The organism is Streptomyces sp. NPDC058240, assembly GCF_042882135.1.
GTDB lineage: Bacteria > Actinomycetota > Actinomycetes > Streptomycetales > Streptomycetaceae > Streptomyces.
In genome coordinates this window covers 1-16,703 of record NZ_JBHVWT010000032.1, presented here as the reverse complement: position 1 = coordinate 16,703, position 16,703 = coordinate 1, and the positions used below count along the sequence as shown (strand labels likewise).

At 71.2% G+C, this 16,703-nt stretch carries 16 protein-coding genes and 2 pseudogenes; 7 read left to right on the top strand and 11 right to left on the bottom strand.

The genetic code is table 11. The features are described 5' to 3' along the window. Positions 1-132 precede the first annotated feature (132 nt). The 4 genes from ACFVX4_RS31525 to ACFVX4_RS31510 all read right to left on the bottom strand — a co-directional run bounded on the left by ACFVX4_RS31525 (position 133) and on the right by ACFVX4_RS31510 (position 1,732). Entirely contained in the window at positions 133-324 is a 192-nt protein-coding gene (locus ACFVX4_RS31525; protein ID WP_389983738.1) for a DUF1059 domain-containing protein, read from the bottom strand. 63 nt (positions 325-387) lie between these two features. Further along, positions 388-636: a hypothetical protein gene (locus tag ACFVX4_RS31520; RefSeq protein WP_389983735.1), complete on the bottom strand. Its 249-nt coding sequence runs from the start codon at positions 634-636 to the stop codon at positions 388-390. Continuing rightward, positions 633-1,127: a sigma factor-like helix-turn-helix DNA-binding protein gene (locus ACFVX4_RS31515; RefSeq protein ID WP_389983732.1), complete on the bottom strand. Its 495-nt coding sequence runs from the start codon at positions 1,125-1,127 to the stop codon at positions 633-635. The genes ACFVX4_RS31520 and ACFVX4_RS31515 overlap by 4 nt, the downstream gene beginning before the upstream one ends. Positions 1,128-1,201: 74 nt before the next feature. Then, positions 1,202-1,732, bottom strand: coding sequence for a MarR family winged helix-turn-helix transcriptional regulator (locus ACFVX4_RS31510; protein ID WP_266415063.1), 531 nt, complete (start codon positions 1,730-1,732; stop codon positions 1,202-1,204). Between the two features lie 177 nt (positions 1,733-1,909). Between ACFVX4_RS31510 and ilvA the strand changes: the two genes are divergently transcribed. Next, positions 1,910-3,139: a threonine ammonia-lyase gene (ilvA, locus tag ACFVX4_RS31505; RefSeq protein WP_389983729.1), complete on the top strand. Its 1,230-nt coding sequence runs from the start codon at positions 1,910-1,912 to the stop codon at positions 3,137-3,139. Between the two features lie 74 nt (positions 3,140-3,213). Further along, a pseudogene (locus tag ACFVX4_RS31500) lies at positions 3,214-3,354 on the top strand (ABC transporter permease); the annotation flags it as partial. A gap of 74 nt (positions 3,355-3,428) precedes the next feature. Here ACFVX4_RS31500 and greA read toward each other — a convergent pair. Together greA and ACFVX4_RS31490 are read right to left on the bottom strand one after the other, a co-directional pair. Then, positions 3,429-3,926: a transcription elongation factor GreA gene (greA, locus tag ACFVX4_RS31495; protein WP_266415059.1), complete on the bottom strand. Its 498-nt coding sequence runs from the start codon at positions 3,924-3,926 to the stop codon at positions 3,429-3,431. 183 nt (positions 3,927-4,109) lie between these two features. After that, a complete protein-coding gene (locus ACFVX4_RS31490; RefSeq protein WP_389983726.1) occupies positions 4,110-4,526 on the bottom strand; it encodes a DUF4307 domain-containing protein in 417 nt (138 codons plus the stop codon). Between the two features lie 97 nt (positions 4,527-4,623). Between ACFVX4_RS31490 and mca the strand changes: the two genes are divergently transcribed. Both mca and ACFVX4_RS31480 read left to right on the top strand, forming a co-directional pair. Further along, on the top strand, positions 4,624-5,505 hold the full coding sequence (gene mca / locus ACFVX4_RS31485; RefSeq protein WP_389983723.1) for a mycothiol conjugate amidase Mca: 882 nt from the start codon (positions 4,624-4,626) through the stop codon (positions 5,503-5,505). 1 nt (position 5,506) lies between these two features. Further along, positions 5,507-5,743, top strand: coding sequence for a hypothetical protein (locus tag ACFVX4_RS31480; RefSeq protein ID WP_389983720.1), 237 nt, complete (start codon positions 5,507-5,509; stop codon positions 5,741-5,743). Between the two features lie 99 nt (positions 5,744-5,842). Here ACFVX4_RS31480 and ACFVX4_RS31475 read toward each other — a convergent pair whose 3' ends face one another. Next, positions 5,843-9,127 carry a tetratricopeptide repeat protein gene (locus tag ACFVX4_RS31475; RefSeq protein WP_389983717.1) on the bottom strand — a complete coding sequence of 1,095 codons (3,285 nt, stop codon included), beginning with the start codon at positions 9,125-9,127 and terminating at the stop codon, positions 5,843-5,845. 119 nt (positions 9,128-9,246) lie between these two features. On the opposite strand from ACFVX4_RS31475, the pseudogene ACFVX4_RS31470 reads away from it, so the two are divergent. Both ACFVX4_RS31470 and ACFVX4_RS31465 read left to right on the top strand, forming a co-directional pair. Further along, a pseudogene (locus ACFVX4_RS31470) lies at positions 9,247-9,375 on the top strand (DUF255 domain-containing protein); the annotation flags it as partial. Between the two features lie 322 nt (positions 9,376-9,697). Further along, a complete protein-coding gene (locus tag ACFVX4_RS31465) occupies positions 9,698-11,737 on the top strand; it encodes a thioredoxin domain-containing protein (protein WP_389983714.1) in 2,040 nt (679 codons plus the stop codon). A gap of 306 nt (positions 11,738-12,043) precedes the next feature. Here the strand turns inward: ACFVX4_RS31465 and ACFVX4_RS31460 are convergent, their stop codons facing one another. From ACFVX4_RS31460 to ACFVX4_RS31445, 4 genes are all read right to left on the bottom strand, one after another. Then, entirely contained in the window at positions 12,044-12,259 is a 216-nt protein-coding gene (locus ACFVX4_RS31460; RefSeq protein ID WP_389983711.1) for a superinfection immunity protein, read from the bottom strand. A gap of 147 nt (positions 12,260-12,406) precedes the next feature. Then, positions 12,407-13,036: a TetR/AcrR family transcriptional regulator gene (locus ACFVX4_RS31455; RefSeq protein WP_389983707.1), complete on the bottom strand. Its 630-nt coding sequence runs from the start codon at positions 13,034-13,036 to the stop codon at positions 12,407-12,409. Positions 13,037-13,047: 11 nt separating this feature from the next. Further along, complete coding sequence (locus tag ACFVX4_RS31450) at positions 13,048-13,419, bottom strand: hypothetical protein (protein ID WP_389983704.1); 372 nt, start codon at positions 13,417-13,419, stop codon at positions 13,048-13,050. A gap of 147 nt (positions 13,420-13,566) precedes the next feature. Further along, entirely contained in the window at positions 13,567-14,265 is a 699-nt protein-coding gene (locus ACFVX4_RS31445; RefSeq protein WP_389983701.1) for a hemolysin III family protein, read from the bottom strand. Positions 14,266-14,468: 203 nt separating this feature from the next. Here ACFVX4_RS31445 and ACFVX4_RS31440 point away from each other — a divergent pair, with 203 nt between their 5' ends. Next, complete coding sequence (locus ACFVX4_RS31440; RefSeq protein WP_389983699.1) at positions 14,469-16,316, top strand: phosphoenolpyruvate carboxykinase (GTP); 1,848 nt, start codon at positions 14,469-14,471, stop codon at positions 16,314-16,316. The last annotated feature ends 387 nt before the right edge of the window (positions 16,317-16,703 follow it).

The window sequence follows — 16,703 nt, the reverse complement described above, 5'->3', positions numbered from 1 at the left end:
TTCGGATCAGGCCGGATCAGGCACCGGGGCACGCGAGCCCGGCATGATCCGAACGAGAGGCCCTGGGGGTCTTTCTTCAAGAAATCCGGGCGGGCCCGCACACTCGGGTCCGCCCGGCCGTCCGCGGCGTTGTCAGGCGTTGACCTTCTCGTCCTCCAGCATCGCCCGGATCTGTTCGCGCAGTTCCGGGCTGTCGCTGTGCTCATGGACGGAGACCGCGTGCTCCGTCGCGGCCCGTACGACTTCCTCTTCCTCACCGGAGATGGTGAGCGAGCAGCGCGACACACTCGGATGCTTGCGGCAGTCAGCGATCTTCCTGGTCATGGCAGCCTCCTCGGCTGGTTCCGCATGCCGCCCATTCCAGGATAGTTCGCCCGGAATGGGCGCTCACCAGCCCTCCAGCGGCGTCGTCTCGGAGGGAGGCACCTGCCAGGGATGCGCCGCCATCGCCCAGACCGTGAAGGCCACCACCGCGGCGCACGCCACCAGCAGCATCAGCCGGCGGGCGAACAGCCGCCGGCGCAGCAGCCTGCCACCGCGCTCCGCCACCCGCTGCGCCAGATCGGCGGGCACCTGGGGATGCGGGCCGTCCAGCATCCGCCGGACCTCGTCCTCCCGGTCGCCGCCGCGGCTCACCGCGCGACCCCCAGCGGACCCGGTGTGCCCCGCCGCGCCGTGGGCCGGCGGGTGCCGCGCATCGTGGCCACCGAGCGGTTGCAGATCGCCCGCACCCGCTCCACCGGAAGGCCGAGCAGTGCCGCGGCCTGCTCCTCCGCGACCCCCTCGTACAGCCGTAGTACGAGGACGAGACGTTCCTGCGGCGTCAGCGGGTCCAGCAGCCCGCCGCGCGGCCGGTGGTGCCGCCAGACCTCGTGGGCGAACCGGACGGCGAGCTCGCGCCGGGTGCGGTCGTACGGATCCTCGCCGCGCAGCCGGTCCCACTGCGCGTACGTGCGCGCCAGCGCGGCCGTGAGCAGCCGCTGGGCCCGGGGATTGGCTCCCGGCGGACGCATGGGCTCGGCGGTGAGCAGCGTGGCGGTGTGCAGCAGACGGCCGGCCGCGCCCGCGACGAAGGTCTCGAACTCCTGGGCGCGGCGCCGCTCCCGGCCCGTCTGGCGCTCTCGCACAGTCCACATACGAGCCGCTGCGGGTCTCCCGGTCAAGAGGTGTGCAGCAGGTCGGTCCGGACCCGGAGCTTCCGTCAGCCGGCCGGGGGCGCCTGGTGCGAGGTCTGGCGGGCGGCCAGCGAGGTGTTGAACCGGGTGAGCAGTGCGCAGAAGGTCTCGCGCTCCTCGGCCGTCCAGCCGTCCGTCACCTGGGTCATGAGCTCGCGCCGGGAGCCGCGGACCTCGTCCAGTCGCGCCTGGCCGCGCGGCGACAGCTGGAGCACGACGGCCCGGCCGTCCTCGGGGTGCGAGGTGCGCTTGACCAGTCCGGTGTCGACGAGCGGTGCGACCTGCCGGGTCACGGTCGAGGAGTCGATCCCCATGCCCGCGGCGAGTGCCTTGACGCCCATCGGGCCTTCCCGGTCCAGCCGGTTGAGCAGCAGATAGGCGGCCCGGTCCATGGAATTGCGCACCTGGCCGACACCGCCGAGGCGGGTCTGCTCGGCACGGCGGGCGAATACCGCGACCTGGTGCTGCAGAGCGTCGAGGACGTGGTCGGAACCCGTGGGTTCGGGGGCGGCGCCCCCGGAAGGAGACGCAGCTGTCGTCATGTCCTGAGGGGGCATGGCCGGGGGCTCTCTTCGTGCGGTGTCGGATGGGTGGGGGACAGAGTACGCGGCCACGGGGCAACGCGTACCAGCGCTGCACAAACCTGTGGACAACGGTCCAGGAGGGGGCCGGACGCGGCGGCCGCCGCCCTGCCGAGCGGCGGGACCTGCGGGCCGAGCTGCAAGACTTACGGTATGAACTTCCGCGTGACCGGCCACTTCCCCCCGCTGATCCTCGACGACATCCGCGGGGCGCAGAAGATGCTCTCCGGCGTGGCCAGGGTGACCGCCATGGAAGGCAGCCGCCACCTGAGCGACCTCGTGGGCGCGCCGGTCCATTTCAAGTGCGAGAACCTCCAGCGGACCGGCTCGTTCAAACTGCGTGGCGCGTATGTACGGATCGCGGGCCTGTCCCCGGTGGAGCGGGCGGCCGGAGTCGTCGCCGCGAGCGCCGGAAACCATGCGCAGGGTGTCGCACTCGCGTCTGCGCTGCTCGGCGTACGGTCCACGGTCTTCATGCCGGTCGGGGCGCCGCTGCCGAAGGTGGCCGCCACCCGGCAGTACGGGGCGCAGGTCCGGCTGCACGGACATGTCGTCGACGAGACGCTCGCCGCCGCGCAGGAGTACGCGCAGGAGACCGGTGCGGTCTTCATCCACCCCTTCGACCACCCGGACATCATCGCCGGACAGGGCACGGTGGGCCTGGAGATCCTCGAACAGTGTCCCGAGGTGCGCACCATCGTCGTGGGGATCGGCGGCGGTGGTCTCGCGGCGGGCATCGCGGTGGCGGTCAAGGCGGTCCGGCCCGATGTGCGGATCGTCGGGGTGCAGGCGGCGGGTGCGGCCTGCTATCCGCCCTCGCTGGCCGTGGGCCATCCGGTGTCGATCGGTTCGCTGAACACGATGGCGGACGGCATCAAGGTGGGGCGCCCCGGCGATGTGCCGTTCGAGCTGGTCAGGGAGCTGGTCGACGAGGTCCGCACGGTCTCCGAGGACGAGCTGTCCAGTGCGCTGCTGCTCTGTCTGGAGCGGGCGAAGCTGGTGGTGGAGCCGGCCGGTGCGAGCCCGGTCGCGGCGTTGCTGAGCGATCCGAAGGCGTTCCGCGGGCCGGTGGTCGCGCTGCTCTCGGGCGGCAATGTGGACCCGCTGCTGATGCAGCGCATCCTGACCCACGGCATGGTGGCGGCCGGCCGCTATCTGAGTCTGCGGCTGCGTCTGACGGACCGCCCCGGTGCGCTGGCCACCCTGCTGGGCGTGCTCTCGGTGGTCGACGCCAATGTGCTCGACATCGGTCATGTGCGGACCGATCCCCGGCTCGGGCTCACCGAGGTCGAGGTGGAGCTCCAGCTGGAGACGAAGGGGCCGGAGCACTGCGCGGAGGTCTCGGCGGCCCTGCGGGACGCGGGCTATCTGGTGATGGGCTGACCCTTGCCTGTCGCGATGTGTCGCCGGGCGCGGAAAGACCGACCGGGTCGAACCGGGCCGCGCCGCGCTCGCCCCGGGTGCTCTTCGGCAACCCGGGTGTGTCGCCGTCGGACGCCTGGCCGATGGTGTACCCGGTCCGGGCGTCGCTGATCTGGGCACTGCTGATCCTGGTGGTCTTCCGCACCCTCGCGGTGCGCAAGTACCGGCAGGCGGCGGTCCGAGGACTGCCGCACACGCAGGGAGCCTCCGGCCCGACGGGCCGGAGGCTCCCTGCGTCGGTGGTGCGGGATCAGCCGGTGTACGGCTTCGCCGCGAGGATCTTCACGGTGGCCGTCTTGCCGTTCGGCAGCTCGTACTCGGCGTCCTCGCCCATCCGCTTGCCGTTCACGCCGGTGCCGAGCGGCGACTGCGGGGAGTACGTCTCGATGTCCGAGCTCGCGTACTCGCGCGAGGCGAGCAGGAAGGTCATCGTGTCGTCCGGGTCGTTGTCGAAGGAGATCGTCACGACCATGCCGGGCTCGACCACGCCGTCGTCGGCCGGTGCCTCGCCGACCTTCGCGTGCTCCAGGAGCTGGGTCAGCTGGCGCACCCGGAGCTCCATCTTGCCCTGCTCCTCCTTGGCCGCGTGGTACCCGCCGTTCTCGCGCAGGTCGCCCTCCTCACGGGCCGCCGCGATCTTTACGGCGATCTCCGTGCGCGCGGGACCAGACAGGTACTCCAGCTCGGCCTTGAGCTGGTTGTACGCCTCCTGCGTGAGCCAGGTGACGTTTTCGCTGGTCTGGGTCACAGGGTGCTCCTCGTCGGTACTGGGAATACAAAGCATCGCCCTACCCGTAAGCATGTGCTTCCACGGGTGGGCGAAACCACGAGCCTAACAATTCCGCAGGAAAAGGGGGAGAAGGTAAAACGACGGGACCGCGTATGCGCAGGTCGGGCCCGGGAACGGTGGGTCAGGGCCGGCGTGCGCCGGTCAATGCGAGGCCCCGTCGTCGACGGTGCAGCCCAGCAGCTCGACGCTGGTCGCCCTGGACGTCGTACGCAGCGTCAGGATCCGGTCGATCCGGTCCGTGCGCTCGTCGAAGCGGAAGTCCTTGCGGGCCACGTCGCTGCCGTCCTCCTGCTGCGCGCGCAGGGTGCAGTAGCCCTCGGCGTCCTTGTCCTTGCGCACTTCGAGGTGGATCTCGACCCGCTCGTCCGAGACGACCTTGCGCTTGATCACCTCGGCGCTGATGCCCTGGCCGGAGACGTAGTCGTAACCGATCCAGCCGACCACACCGAGAAGCACGACGCCCAGCACCGAGCCGATGATCTTCAGCCGGCGGTCCGCGCGCTGGTCCGCGGAGCGGCCGTAGCGGTTCTCCGGAGGCGCCTCGGGCACCGCGGTCATGATCGTTCCTCCTGGGCCGGGGATCGAGGAATTTTCCACCCCCCGGTTCGGTCACTATAGAAGCCTGCCCATGTGCCGAATCACTGAGGATCGAGTCTTGACCGAGCAGCTGCGACTGATGGCCGTCCACGCCCACCCCGACGACGAGTCGAGCAAGGGCGCGGCCACCATGGCCAAGTATGTGTCCGAGGGGGTGGACGTGCTGGTGGTGACCTGCACGGGAGGAGAGCGCGGCTCCATCCTCAATCCGAAGCTCCAGGGCGACGCGTACATCGAGGAGAACATCCACGAGGTGCGCAAGAAGGAGATGGACGAGGCCCGGGAGATCCTGGGCGTCGAGCAGGAGTGGCTCGGCTTCGTCGACTCGGGCCTGCCCGAGGGCGACCCGCTGCCGCCGCTGCCCGAGGGCTGCTTCGCGCTGGAGGACGAGGAGAAGGCCGCGGGCCGTCTCGTCCGCAGCATCCGCGCGTTCCGTCCGCAGGTCATCACGACGTACGACGAGAACGGCGGGTACCCGCACCCCGACCACATCATGACCCACACGATCACGATGATCGCCTTCGACGGTGCGGCGGACACCGAGAAGTTCCCCGAGCCGGAGTTCGGCCCGGCCTGGCAGCCGCAGAAGCTCTACTACAACCAGGGCTTCAACCGGCCGCGCACGGTGGCGCTGCACGAGGCGCTGCTGGCCCGCGGCCTGGAGTCGCCGTACGGCGAGTGGCTGAAGCGCTGGAAGGAGTTCGAGCGCGACGAACGCACGCTGACCACGCACGTTCCGTGTGCGGACTTCTTCGAGATCCGCGACAAGGCGCTGATCGCGCACGCCACGCAGATCGATCCGGACGGCGGCTGGTTCCGCGTTCCGATGGACATCCAGAAGGAGGTCTGGCCGACCGAGGAGTACGAGCTGGCGAAGTCCCTCGTCGATACCTCCCTCCCCGAGAGCGACCTCTTCGCGGGCATCCGCGACAATGCCTGATATGTACGCGACCCAGGCACTGACCGACCTCGTTCCGCTTGCCGATGAGCTCGACAAGAACAAGGTGACCCCCGGCGTTCTCGGCTTCATCGTCTTCGCGGCGCTCGCCGCAGGCGTGTGGCTGCTGATGAAGTCCATGAACCGGCACATGGGCAAGGTCGACTTCGAGGAGGCCCCGGACCCGGACGTGGTGGCGGCCGACGCCACCGCCGGGGCGGGCTCCGCGAAGCGGAAGTAGCGACGGAAGCAGGCGGCGGCCCGGGACGTCCCGCCCCGCCGCCCCGTCGCCCGGCGTCGGTCCGGCCGGTTCATGGCCGGGCCGGCCCCGACGCCGTCCTCAAGCGCCGGACGGGCCGTGCCCGGCCGGGACCGGTACGCCCATGACCTCCCGGGCATGACGTGTCGGCGTCATGCCCAGGCGCCATGCCTGCCAGCCGTCCTCCAGGTCCACACCGCGGTTCAGCACCACCGTGAACGCCTCCGCGCAGTCCGCCAGCTTGCCGTCGCGCGCCGGATGCCCGGCCCCCAGCAGCTCGGCCAGTTCCTGCTGGGCCACCACCGTGCCCACCTCGCTGCCGCCCGGTGACGCGTAGGGCAGCAGCGTGCAGCGCAGGAAACGCGCCCAGTCCGCGCCCCGCGCGTCGCCGTAGGAGTCGAACAGCTCCATCGCCTCGCCGCACAGTTCCAGCGCCTGCGGGGCACGGTGGTTGCCCGCGTCGATCAGGGCCAGCTCCAGGCACGTCCACGCCTCGCCGTGGGCGACCCCGATGCGCCGGAAGTCGGCGCGGGCGTCCACCAGGAGCTGGCGGGCGAAGCCGGAGTTGCGCAGGTTCCCGGTCTGGGCCGCCCGCTGGTCACGGGTGACCCGGCCCGAGTGGTGGCGGGCGCACGCCAGCCCGTACACGTCCCGCATCCGGGAGAACATCGTGCGGGCCCGCTCCAGCTGCCGGACTGCCCGGTCGGTGTCGCCGTTCTCCTCCAGCGCCTGGCCCAGGTAGAACAGCGTCCACGCCTCGCCGCGCGCGTCCTCGTTGTCGCGGTGGCGGGCCAGCGCCCCGTTCAGCTGCTCCACGGCCGGGGCCGGGTCGCCGTCCAGGAGCCGGGCGCGGGCCAGCTGGGTCAGCGCCCACGCCTCGCCCCGCTCGTCACGGGTGCGGCCGTACAGCTCCAGGGCCCCGCGCAGCGCGTCCTCGGCCCGCTCCACCTCGCCCATCCGCAGCAGGGTCTGGCCGAGCTGGAACCGGGTCCACGCCTCGCCGTGCAGCGACTCGCCCTCCCGGTGCAGGGCCAGCGCGGTGTCCAGCAGGGTCAGCGCCTCCGCGAGCCGGGCCCGGTCGCGCTCGACGGCCGCCAGCGCGTGCAACGACCAGGCCCGGTCCTCCGCCTGCTCCTCGGAGGACTGCAGCTCGATCGCCTCGCGCAGCCGCGCCGACGCCTCGGTCAGATTGCCCTGGTGGTGCAGGGTGATGCCGAGCGAGCAGAGCGCCAGCGCCGTACCCGCCTCGTTCTGCGCCTCGCGGTACAGGCCGACGACCGACGACAGGGTGGTCCGGGCCTTGTCCAGCTCACCGAGCTGACGGGCCGCGATGCCGGTACGCCACTGCACGGACCGCTCCAGCAGCCCCTTGTCCACCGCCTGCGTCAACTCGCTGATCTCGCCCAGCCGGTAGAGGTCGCCGCGCAGCAGGCAGTAGTCGCACAACGCGCCCAGCAGGTCCAGCACGGCCCCCTGGTCGACACCCTCGGCGTGCCGCAGCGCGGAGGTGATGAAGCTCGACTCGTCGTCCAGCCAGCGCAGTGCCGAGTCCAGCGAACCGAAGCCGTGCGAGCCGAACTGCCCGGCCCGCGTGGACATCTTGCCGTCCACCATGCGGATCACCGCACCGGCCAGGTCCGCGTAGTTCCGGATCAGCCGTTCCTGTGCCGCGGTACGGTCCGCCGTCTCCTCCTCGTCCCGCAGCCGGGCCAGGGCGAAGCCCCGTACGAGGTCGTGCAGCCGGTAGCGCGAGCCGCGCACATGGGTCAGCAGCCCGGCCCCGGCCAGGGCCTTCAGCAGCCGCTCGGCCTCCTGCTCGTCGGCGGACAGCAGCGCAGCCGCCGCGGCGGCGCCGAGGCTCGCCCGCCCGGCCAGCGCGAGCCGGCGCAGCAGCCGCCGCGCCTGCTCGGACTGGTCGGTGTAACGCAGCCACAGCGCCCGCTCGACCGGGGCGACCGGACCGTACCCGGCGAGACCGGCGGCGAGGGCGTCGCGGGTGCGTGTCCCCAGCGAGGAGCCCGCTATGCGCAGCGCGAGCGGCAGCCCGCCGCACAGCTCGGCGACGGTGTCCGTCGCCCGCGCGTCGTACGGCCCCTCCTCCGCCCCGGCCGTCTCGCGCAGCAGCTCCTCCGCGCCGGCCGCGTCCAGCGCGCCGACCGGCAGGTGGTGGACCCGGGCCGGGATGTCGGCCGGCAGCTCCAGGGGCTCGCGGGCGGTGACCAGGACGAGGCTGTCGGAACGCTCGGGGACCAGCGTGCGGACCTGCTCCGCGTCGCCCGCGTCGTCGAGCACGATCGTCACCGGGGTGCCGGTCAGATGCTGGTGGTACAGCTCGCTCAGCCGCCGCACCTGCTGCTCGGCGGACGCCCTGCCCCGGGCCGACGGGTCCGCCCCGCCGGGGGACGCCCCGTCCCGGAACAGCAGCTGCTCACGGGGCGCGCCCAGCCGGTTCAGCAGGTGCAGCAGCGCGTCACGGGTCGGCAGCGGCGCCTCGCCGGCCACATCGCCGCGCAGGTCCACCACGCAGGCGCCGCGGAACAGGTCCTTCAGGTCGTGTGCGGCCCGCACCGCGAGCGTGGTGCGTCCGGAGCCGGGCGTGCCGTGCAGGACGACGACGGTCGGTTTGGTCTCCGTCGACGCGCGGGCCTCCCGCACCCACCGGGCGATCTGCTCCAGTTCGGCCCGCCGCCCCGCGAACGGTCCGTCGGACGCGGGCAGATGGCCGAACGACTGCTCCAGCAGCGAGCGCGTACGGGCCGCCGCGCTGCGGTCCGTGCGGCGCAGCGACGGAGCGGTCCGCGACTGCGACTGCGACGGGACCTTCTTCGCCGGGGTGCGGGACGAGGCGGTGAGCATCCGCTGCTGGTCGATGAAGGGGCGGATGCCCCGCACCTCCAGCGCCGCCAGCCACTGGAGCCGCAGCTGTTCGGCGCCGCCGGGCTGCCCGAGCGCGCCGGCCCGGCGGTGGGCGGCGGGCCAGTGCGAGGCGGTGACCTTGGCGACGGTGGCGGTGGCCCCGGCGACCGCGACGACGGCGCCCGCGCCGAGCGCCGGTCCCGTCGCCGTGCCGAACGCGACATCCGCGCCGAAGGCGGCGACCGCGGCAACTCCGGTGACCAACAGGGGTGTTCCCATCGCCACCCGGCTGAACCGCTGCGACAGCGGCTGCGTCCCGGCCTCCGCGGCGTCCAGCGCCTGGACATACGCGGCGTACTCGTCGTCCGCGGCGGCCGCCAGCGAATCCAGCGCGGCCCGCCCGCGCGCCGTCAGCGTCCCGGCGTCGGCCCGGCCGCCCGAGCGCCGCACCTCTTCCTCCACGGCGCGCACCAACAGCCCTTCGGCTTCGGCCCGATGGCTGTCCCGCATGTGTGTCCCCCTCCGGATACGACGGTTGCGACGGCATCGGCCGGCATCGCCGCCCAGTCTCCTGCGTACGGCGCGTCAGCGCGAGAGAGTGATGCGATCAACCGGGGCTGAGAGAGGATGTGGCCACGCCGAATCGCCTGGACCGTGAGACTTCCCCGTACCTCCTCCAGCATGCCGACAATCCTGTCGACTGGTGGCCCTGGCCGCCCGAGGCGTTCGAGGAGGCACGCGGGCGAAACGTGCCGGTCAGGGTGACCCGGTCGTCGAGCCCCACGGCCGCGAAGGCCGGGACGGTGGACAGACCGTGGTTGGCCGGCTCGGCTGAAACCTGCCCGCTGACCATTCTCTGTTTCGGCGCACCGACAACCCTGGGGCCGGTGGGGCCCTTGTCGTGCTCGTCGAAGCCCGCCTGGCGAGCTGTCTCAATTGAATGCTTGTCCCAAGTGAGTTGTGACGAGTGGGGAGGCGGTCGTCCACCACGTGATGGCGCACAAGCGCAGTTCGGCCAAGCGAGGCAGAGCCTGTGCGGGCCTCGCCGGCAGGGTTGGGCATTGTGAGAGGCTGGATCGCATGAACCGGCTAGCTGGTGTGACCTCGCCGTATCTGCTTCAGCACGCTGACAATCCGGTCGACTGGTGGCCCTGGACGCCGGAGGCTTTCGAGGAAGCGCGGCGGCGTGATGTACCCGTTCTGCTGTCGGTCGGCTACTCAGCGTGCCACTGGTGCCATGTGATGGCGCACGAATCCTTCGAGGACGACCGGGTCGCGGCCTATCTGAACGAGCGCTTCGTCCCGGTGAAGGTCGACCGCGAGGAACGGCCCGACGTCGACGCCGTGTACATGGAGGCCGTGCAGGCGGCGACCGGTCAGGGCGGCTGGCCGATGACCGTCTTCCTGACCGCCGACGCCGAACCCTTCTACTTCGGCACGTACTTCCCGCCCGAGCCGCGCCACGGAATGCCGTCCTTCCAGCAGGTCCTCGAAGGTGTCTCGGCCGCCTGGACCGAGCGCCGCGACGAGGTCGCCGAGGTCGCCGGACGCATCGTCCACGACCTCACCCAGCGCTCCCTCGTCCACGGCGGCGAGGGGCTGCCCGGCGAGGCGGAACTGGCGCAGGCGCTGCTCGGGCTCACCCGCGAGTACGACGAGAAGCGCGGCGGGTTCGGCGGGGCGCCCAAGTTCCCGCCGTCCATGACCATCGAGTTCCTGCTGCGTCACCACGCCCGCACCGGGGCGGAGGGCGCCCTTCAGATGGCCGTCGACACGTGCGGGGCGATGGCCCGGGGCGGGATGTACGACCAGCTCGGCGGGGGCTTCGCCCGATACTCGGTGGACCGGGAGTGGGTCGTACCCCACTTCGAGAAGATGCTCTACGACAACGCGCTGCTCTGCCGGGTGTACGCGCACCTCTGGCGGGCCACCGGCTCGGAGGTGGCCCGCCGGGTCGCCCTGGAGACCGCCGACTTCATGGTGCGCGAACTGCGCACCGCCGAGGGCGGTTTCGCCTCCGCGCTCGACGCGGACAGCGAGGACGGGGCCGGGCGGCATGTGGAGGGCGCGTACTACGTGTGGACGCCCGGACAGCTGCGGGAGGTGCTCGGTGAGGAGGACGCCGCCTTCGCCGCTGAGCACTTCGGGGTGACGGAGGAGGGCACGTTCGAGGAGGGCTCCTCGGTCCTCCGGCTGCCGTCGGCGGACGCCGGGGCGGATGCGGACCGGGTCGCCCGGGTGCGGGCCGCGCTGCTGGCCGCCCGCGAGCTGCGCCCGCGCCCCGGCCGGGACGACAAGGTGGTCGCCGCCTGGAACGGTCTGGCGATTGCCGCGCTCGCCGAGACGGGCGCGTACTTCGACCGCCCCGACCTCGTCGAGCGCGCCACCGAGGCCGCGGATCTGCTGGTACGTGTGCACATGGGCGACGTCGCCCGGCTGGACCGTACGTCCAAGGACGGGCGGTCCGGCGGGCACGCCGGGGTGCTGGAGGACTACGGCGACGTGGCCGAGGGCTTCCTCGCCCTGGCCTCGGTCACCGGCGAGGGCGTCTGGCTGGAGTTCGCCGGCTTCCTGCTCGACATCGTGCTCCAGCACTTCACCGGCGAGGGCGGCCAGCTGTACGACACGGCGGACGACGCCGAGCGGCTGATCCGCCGCCCGCAGGACCCCACCGACAACGCGACCCCGGCCGGCTGGACGGCGGCTGCCGGGGCACTGCTCTCGTACGCCGCGCACACCGGCTCCGAGGCCCATCGCACCGCCGCGGAGGGGGCGCTGGGTGTCGTGAAGGCGCTCGGGCCGCGGGTTCCCCGGTTCACCAGCTGGGGCCTCGCCGTCGCGGAGGCCCTGCTCGACGGGCCGCGCGAGGTCGCGGTCGCCGGACCGGTCGGCGGCGAGCTGCACCGTACGGCGCTGCTGGGCACGGCGCCGGGTGCGGTGGTCGCGGCGGGGGAGACGGCCGGGGAGACGGCCGGGGCCGAGTTCCCGCTGCTGGCGGACCGGCCGATGGTGGGCGGGGCGCCGACCGCGTATGTGTGCAGGCACTTCGTGTGCGATGCGCCGACGACGGACCGCGAGGAGCTGGCACGGAGCCTCGGGGCGAGCCCGGCGGAGGACTGAGAGCCTGTCGGGTGGCCGCCCGGTCGGAGGCCACCCGACAGGCTCTGAGGGCGACCGGTGGCCCACGTCGGCCTCCGCCTTCACTTGCGAGTGCGGGCGGAGCCGCTCGGCGATGCCCTCGGTGCGCGTCGCGGTCCGGCCGTGCGTTCGGCCGGGACGGTGGGCCCTGGGGCGGCATGTTCGCGAGAACGGGTCCCGCCGCACGACGCTGCCACCCGGGTGGCAGCGTCGCCCGGGACGCCAGGCCGTACCTGAGCGGGCGGCGACAACGTCGCGTGGGACGGGACGACTTCGCTCACGACCTCGTCAGGGACGAGCAGCGGACTGATTGCTTCCGGCGGCCATCGCGAGTGCGACGATCCAGCCGATCACTGTCCATCCCAGAAGCAGGTTGATCACCAGCACGGTGCCCCGGTTGGCCATGCCTCGACCGAATGCTACAAATGTTGGGACGAAATAGGCCAAAATCAGCAGGACAGCAACGACTAAAGCGATAGGTCCCAGGTTTCCCAGATCCAACACAACCGCCCCCGCAGATAATCCGAACCACAACGTCGCTGACGCTTCAGCTTCATCATGACTGAACGCGCCATCGATGAAAAGGACTTACGGCGGTGCGCGAGGGGCCGCCGACCCCGCCTGCCGCGGGCTCACCGAACGAGACGGCTGCTAAAGCGTCAGCCCGCCTTCGAGCCTGTCCAGCGCCTGGTGGATCATCGCGATCAGGTCGCCCTCCTGGCCGTGCTCGCCCCAGTACAGCGTCACCTCGCGCAGCGCGCCCAGTGCCGCCGCGATGAACACCCGGACCTCCAGGTCGTCGGGGTTGCGGCCGCTGCGGTCGGCGAGTGCCCGGGCCAGCACCTTCGCCGTGTCCGACATGGTCTCCGTCATCCGCGCCCGGATGGCGGGGACCTCCACCATCAGCCGGGTGCGCTGTCGCGGCTCCTCCTCGCTCGCGAGGAACGCCGTCAGCGCCTCGGTCATGATGAACCGCAGCGACTCCAGCGGCGGTTCGTCGGCCGGCCGGTTCCGCAGCTCGGCTTCCATGACCGGGTCGTACGCGTCGGTGAGGACGATGTCCTCCTTGGTCGCGAAGTACCGGAAGACGGTGCTCGGCGACACCTCGGACGCCTCCGCGATCTGTTCGATCGTCGTCGCGTCGTACCCCTGCTCCGAGATCAGCCGGTACGTCGCCCGACGGATCGCGATCCTGGTCCTGAGCTTCTTCCGCTCGCGCAGACCCGGAGCGGGCTGCGCGCCGGGCGCGGAAACGGAAGGGGTACGAGAGATGGCGGCCATGGTCTCCATTGTCAGGCACCGACGGGTGCCGGGGCCATGTCCGTCCGCTCCTGCGACGGGGTGGGGAGGTTCGCCAGAAACGCCGCGACCAGCAGCGCGGACACCAGGGCCGCGACAGGGATGACGAGCAGGACGACGTTCATGCCGTGGAGGTACGCCGCGTCCGCGGAGTCGGCCGGCCGCTGCGCGCCGGGTTTCGTCGCGACGGCGTGGGCGGCGACGATCAGCCCGCCCGTCATCGGCAGCATCCGCACGCCCGTGCCGAAGGCGTCGTGGCCCAGGGCCGCCCGGAGGTGGCCGGGCAGGATGAACATCAACCCCGGCATCACGAACATCACCGGCGTCGCGACCAGCGCGCCCAGGGCCCACCAGTGTCGGTTCATGGGAATACTTCTTTGGGGTCACTGTCAAATGACGGTAACCGTTAAAAGAATGCGAGTGTCGATGAATCTACCGCTCTCGGCGCCGCACGCCGAGTGGCCGCGACTTCGAATGTCGCGGCCACGGGGGACTCGGGGGTGGAGCGGTGCTCAGTGGTGGTTGTAGGCCACCAGCGAGATGCCGACGTAGTGCACGACGAAGGCCGCCAGGGTCAGCGAGTGGAACACCTCGTGGAAGCCGAACCACCGGGGCGAGGGGTTGGGGCGCTTGATGCCGTAGATGACGCCGCCGGCGCTGTAGAGCAGCCCGCCGACGACGACCAGCACCAGCACGGCGATCCCGCCGGTCCGCAGGAAGTCCGGCAGGAAGAAGACCGCGGCCCAGCCCATCGCTATGTAGCAGGGCGTGTAGAGCCAGCGAGGGGCGCCGACCCAGAACACCCGGAAGGCGATCCCCGCGAGGGCGGCCGCCCAGACCGCCCAGAGGAGTGGTGTCCCGGTGGACTTCGGGAGCAGCAGCAGGGCCAGCGGGGTGTAGGTGCCCGCGATGATCAGGAAGATGTTGGCGTGGTCGAGCCGGCGGAGCACCGCCTCGCCGCGCGGACCCCAGGTGCCCCGGTGGTAGAGCGCGCTCACGCCGAACAGCAGGCATGCGGTCAGGGTGTAGATCCCGCAGGCGATCCGGCCGAGGGCGCTGTCCGTGAACGCGATCAGCGCCACCCCCGCGACGATCACGGCGGGGAACATCCCGGCGTGCAGCCAGCCACGCATCCGCGGCTTCGCCGGGACGGTGTCGGACTCGGCTGGTTCCAGCCCGGCGGACGCGGGCTCGGCGGCGGCAGCAGTCATTCCCGCATCGTACCTACGCGACCGTAGGTAACCGATACGAGTGGCAATGCTCACGTGTGCGGCCCCCTGGACATATGGGTGAAACGGTCGGATGATCAAATGAGTGCGGTCGGCACCGGATGAGCGCCAACGGGATTCGAAGCATCCGGGTCGCAGCCCCCACGGGGCAACTACCAAACAGCTACCCTCAACAAGGAGCGATCGTGGCGCGCGACATCGCGGCTCCCCTCACTGTCCCCACCGATCACCAGGGGCTCGTTTCCTGGGTGAACGAGATCGCAGCGATAACCGAGCCGGACCGGGTGGTCTGGTGCGACGGTTCCGAGGCCGAGTACGAGCGCCTGTGCGGGGAGCTCGTGGCCAAGGGCACCTTCACGAAGCTGGACGAGGCCAAGCGCCCGAACTCGTACTACGCCGCGTCCGACCCGAGCGACGTCGCCCGCGTCGAGGACCGCACGTTCATCTGCTCCGAGAAGGAGGAGGACGCCGGTCCGACGAACCACTGGAAGGCCCCCGCCGAGATGCGGGCCATCTTTACCGGGGAAGAGGGAAACAGCTTCACCGGTGAGAAGGGCGTCTTCCACGGCTCGATGCGCGGTCGCACGATGTACGTGGTGCCGTTCTGCATGGGCCCCGTCGGCTCCCCGCTCTCCGCGATCGGCGTCGAGATCACCGACTCCGCGTACGTCGCCGTCTCGATGCGCACCATGACGCGCATGGGGCAGGCCGTCCTGGACGAGCTCGGCACCGACGGCTTCTTCGTCAAGGCCGTCCACACGCTGGGCGCGCCCCTGGCGGAGGGCCAGGAGGACGTTCCGTGGCCGTGCAACTCCACCAAGTACATCTCGCACTTCCCCGAGGACCGCGAGATCTGGTCCTACGGCTCCGGCTACGGCGGCAACGCCCTGCTCGGCAAGAAGTGCTACGCGCTGCGCATCGCCTCCGTCATGGCGCGTGACGAGGGCTGGCTCGCCGAGCACATGCTGATCCTCAAGCTCACCCCGCCGCAGGGCGAGGCGAAGTACGTCGCGGCGGCCTTCCCGTCCGCCTGCGGCAAGACCAACCTCGCCATGCTGGAGCCGACGATCCCCGGCTGGACCGTGGAGACCATCGGCGACGACATCGCCTGGATGCGCTTCGGCGAGGACGGCCAGCTGTACGCGATCAACCCGGAGGCGGGCTTCTTCGGCGTCGCGCCCGGCACCGGCGAGCACACCAACGCCAACGCGATGAAGACCATGTGGGGCAACTCCGTCTTCACCAACGTCGCGCTCACCGACGACGGCGACGTGTGGTGGGAGGGCATGACGGAGACCGCTCCGGCCCACCTCACCGACTGGAAGGGCAACGACTGGACGCCCGCGTCCGACACCCCGGCCGCCCACCCCAACGCCCGCTTCACCGTCCCGGCCGGCCAGTGCCCGATCATCGCGCCCGAGTGGGAGGACCCGAAGGGCGTGCCGATCTCGGCCATCCTCTTCGGCGGCCGCCGCGCCTCGGCCGTCCCGCTGGTCACCGAGTCCTTCACCTGGCAGCACGGCGTCTTCCTCGGGGCCAACGTGGCCTCCGAGAAGACCGCCGCCGCCGAGGGCAAGGTCGGCGAGCTGCGCCGCGACCCGTTCGCCATGCTGCCGTTCTGCGGCTACAACATGGGCGACTACATGAACCACTGGGTCAAGGTCGGTGCCGACAAGGACCAGGCCAAGCTCCCGAAGATCTACTACGTGAACTGGTTCCGCAAGAACGACGCGGGCAAGTTCGTGTGGCCCGGCTTCGGTGAGAACAGCCGCGTCCTGAAGTGGATCGTCGAGCGTCTCGAAGGCAAGGCCGAGGGCGTCGAGTCCCCGATCGGCATCCTGCCGGCCAAGGGCTCGCTCGACACCGAGGGCCTGGACCTCTCCGAGTCCGACCTGGACTTCCTGCTCGACGTGGACAAGGAGGTCTGGCGCGAGGAGGCGGCGCTGGTACCCGAGCACCTCAACACCTTCGGCGACCACACGCCGAAGGAGCTGTGGGACGAGTACCGCGCGCTGGTCCAGCGCCTGGGCTGACGCCCCCGGGCGCACCCCGCGCGGGTGCGCCCCGCACACCCCGCGGCCGGGCCTCGGACATCCGCCCTGACCTGTGGGGTCGACAGCCCGCCGCGGTACGGCCCCCGGAATCCCCTCACGATTCCGGGGGCAGCCCCTTTTCCCGGACCAACAGCGTCTCTTCGCGGAGACAGCCCCTACCCGGGGCGGGAGTTGGGATGAATTTTGCACACCGTTGACATGAAGATCATCCGATCGATAGGTTCCGCAGGTCCCACCCGGTCATGTTCATGCCTGTCGGAGGTGTGGCGCTGGGGGGTGCCTCTATGTTCTTCGTCAAGCGTGCAGGAGGCTTCGGTCCGGGCTCGATGTTCTCCGTGGGGCATGAGACTGTCTGGTTGTGTCGGA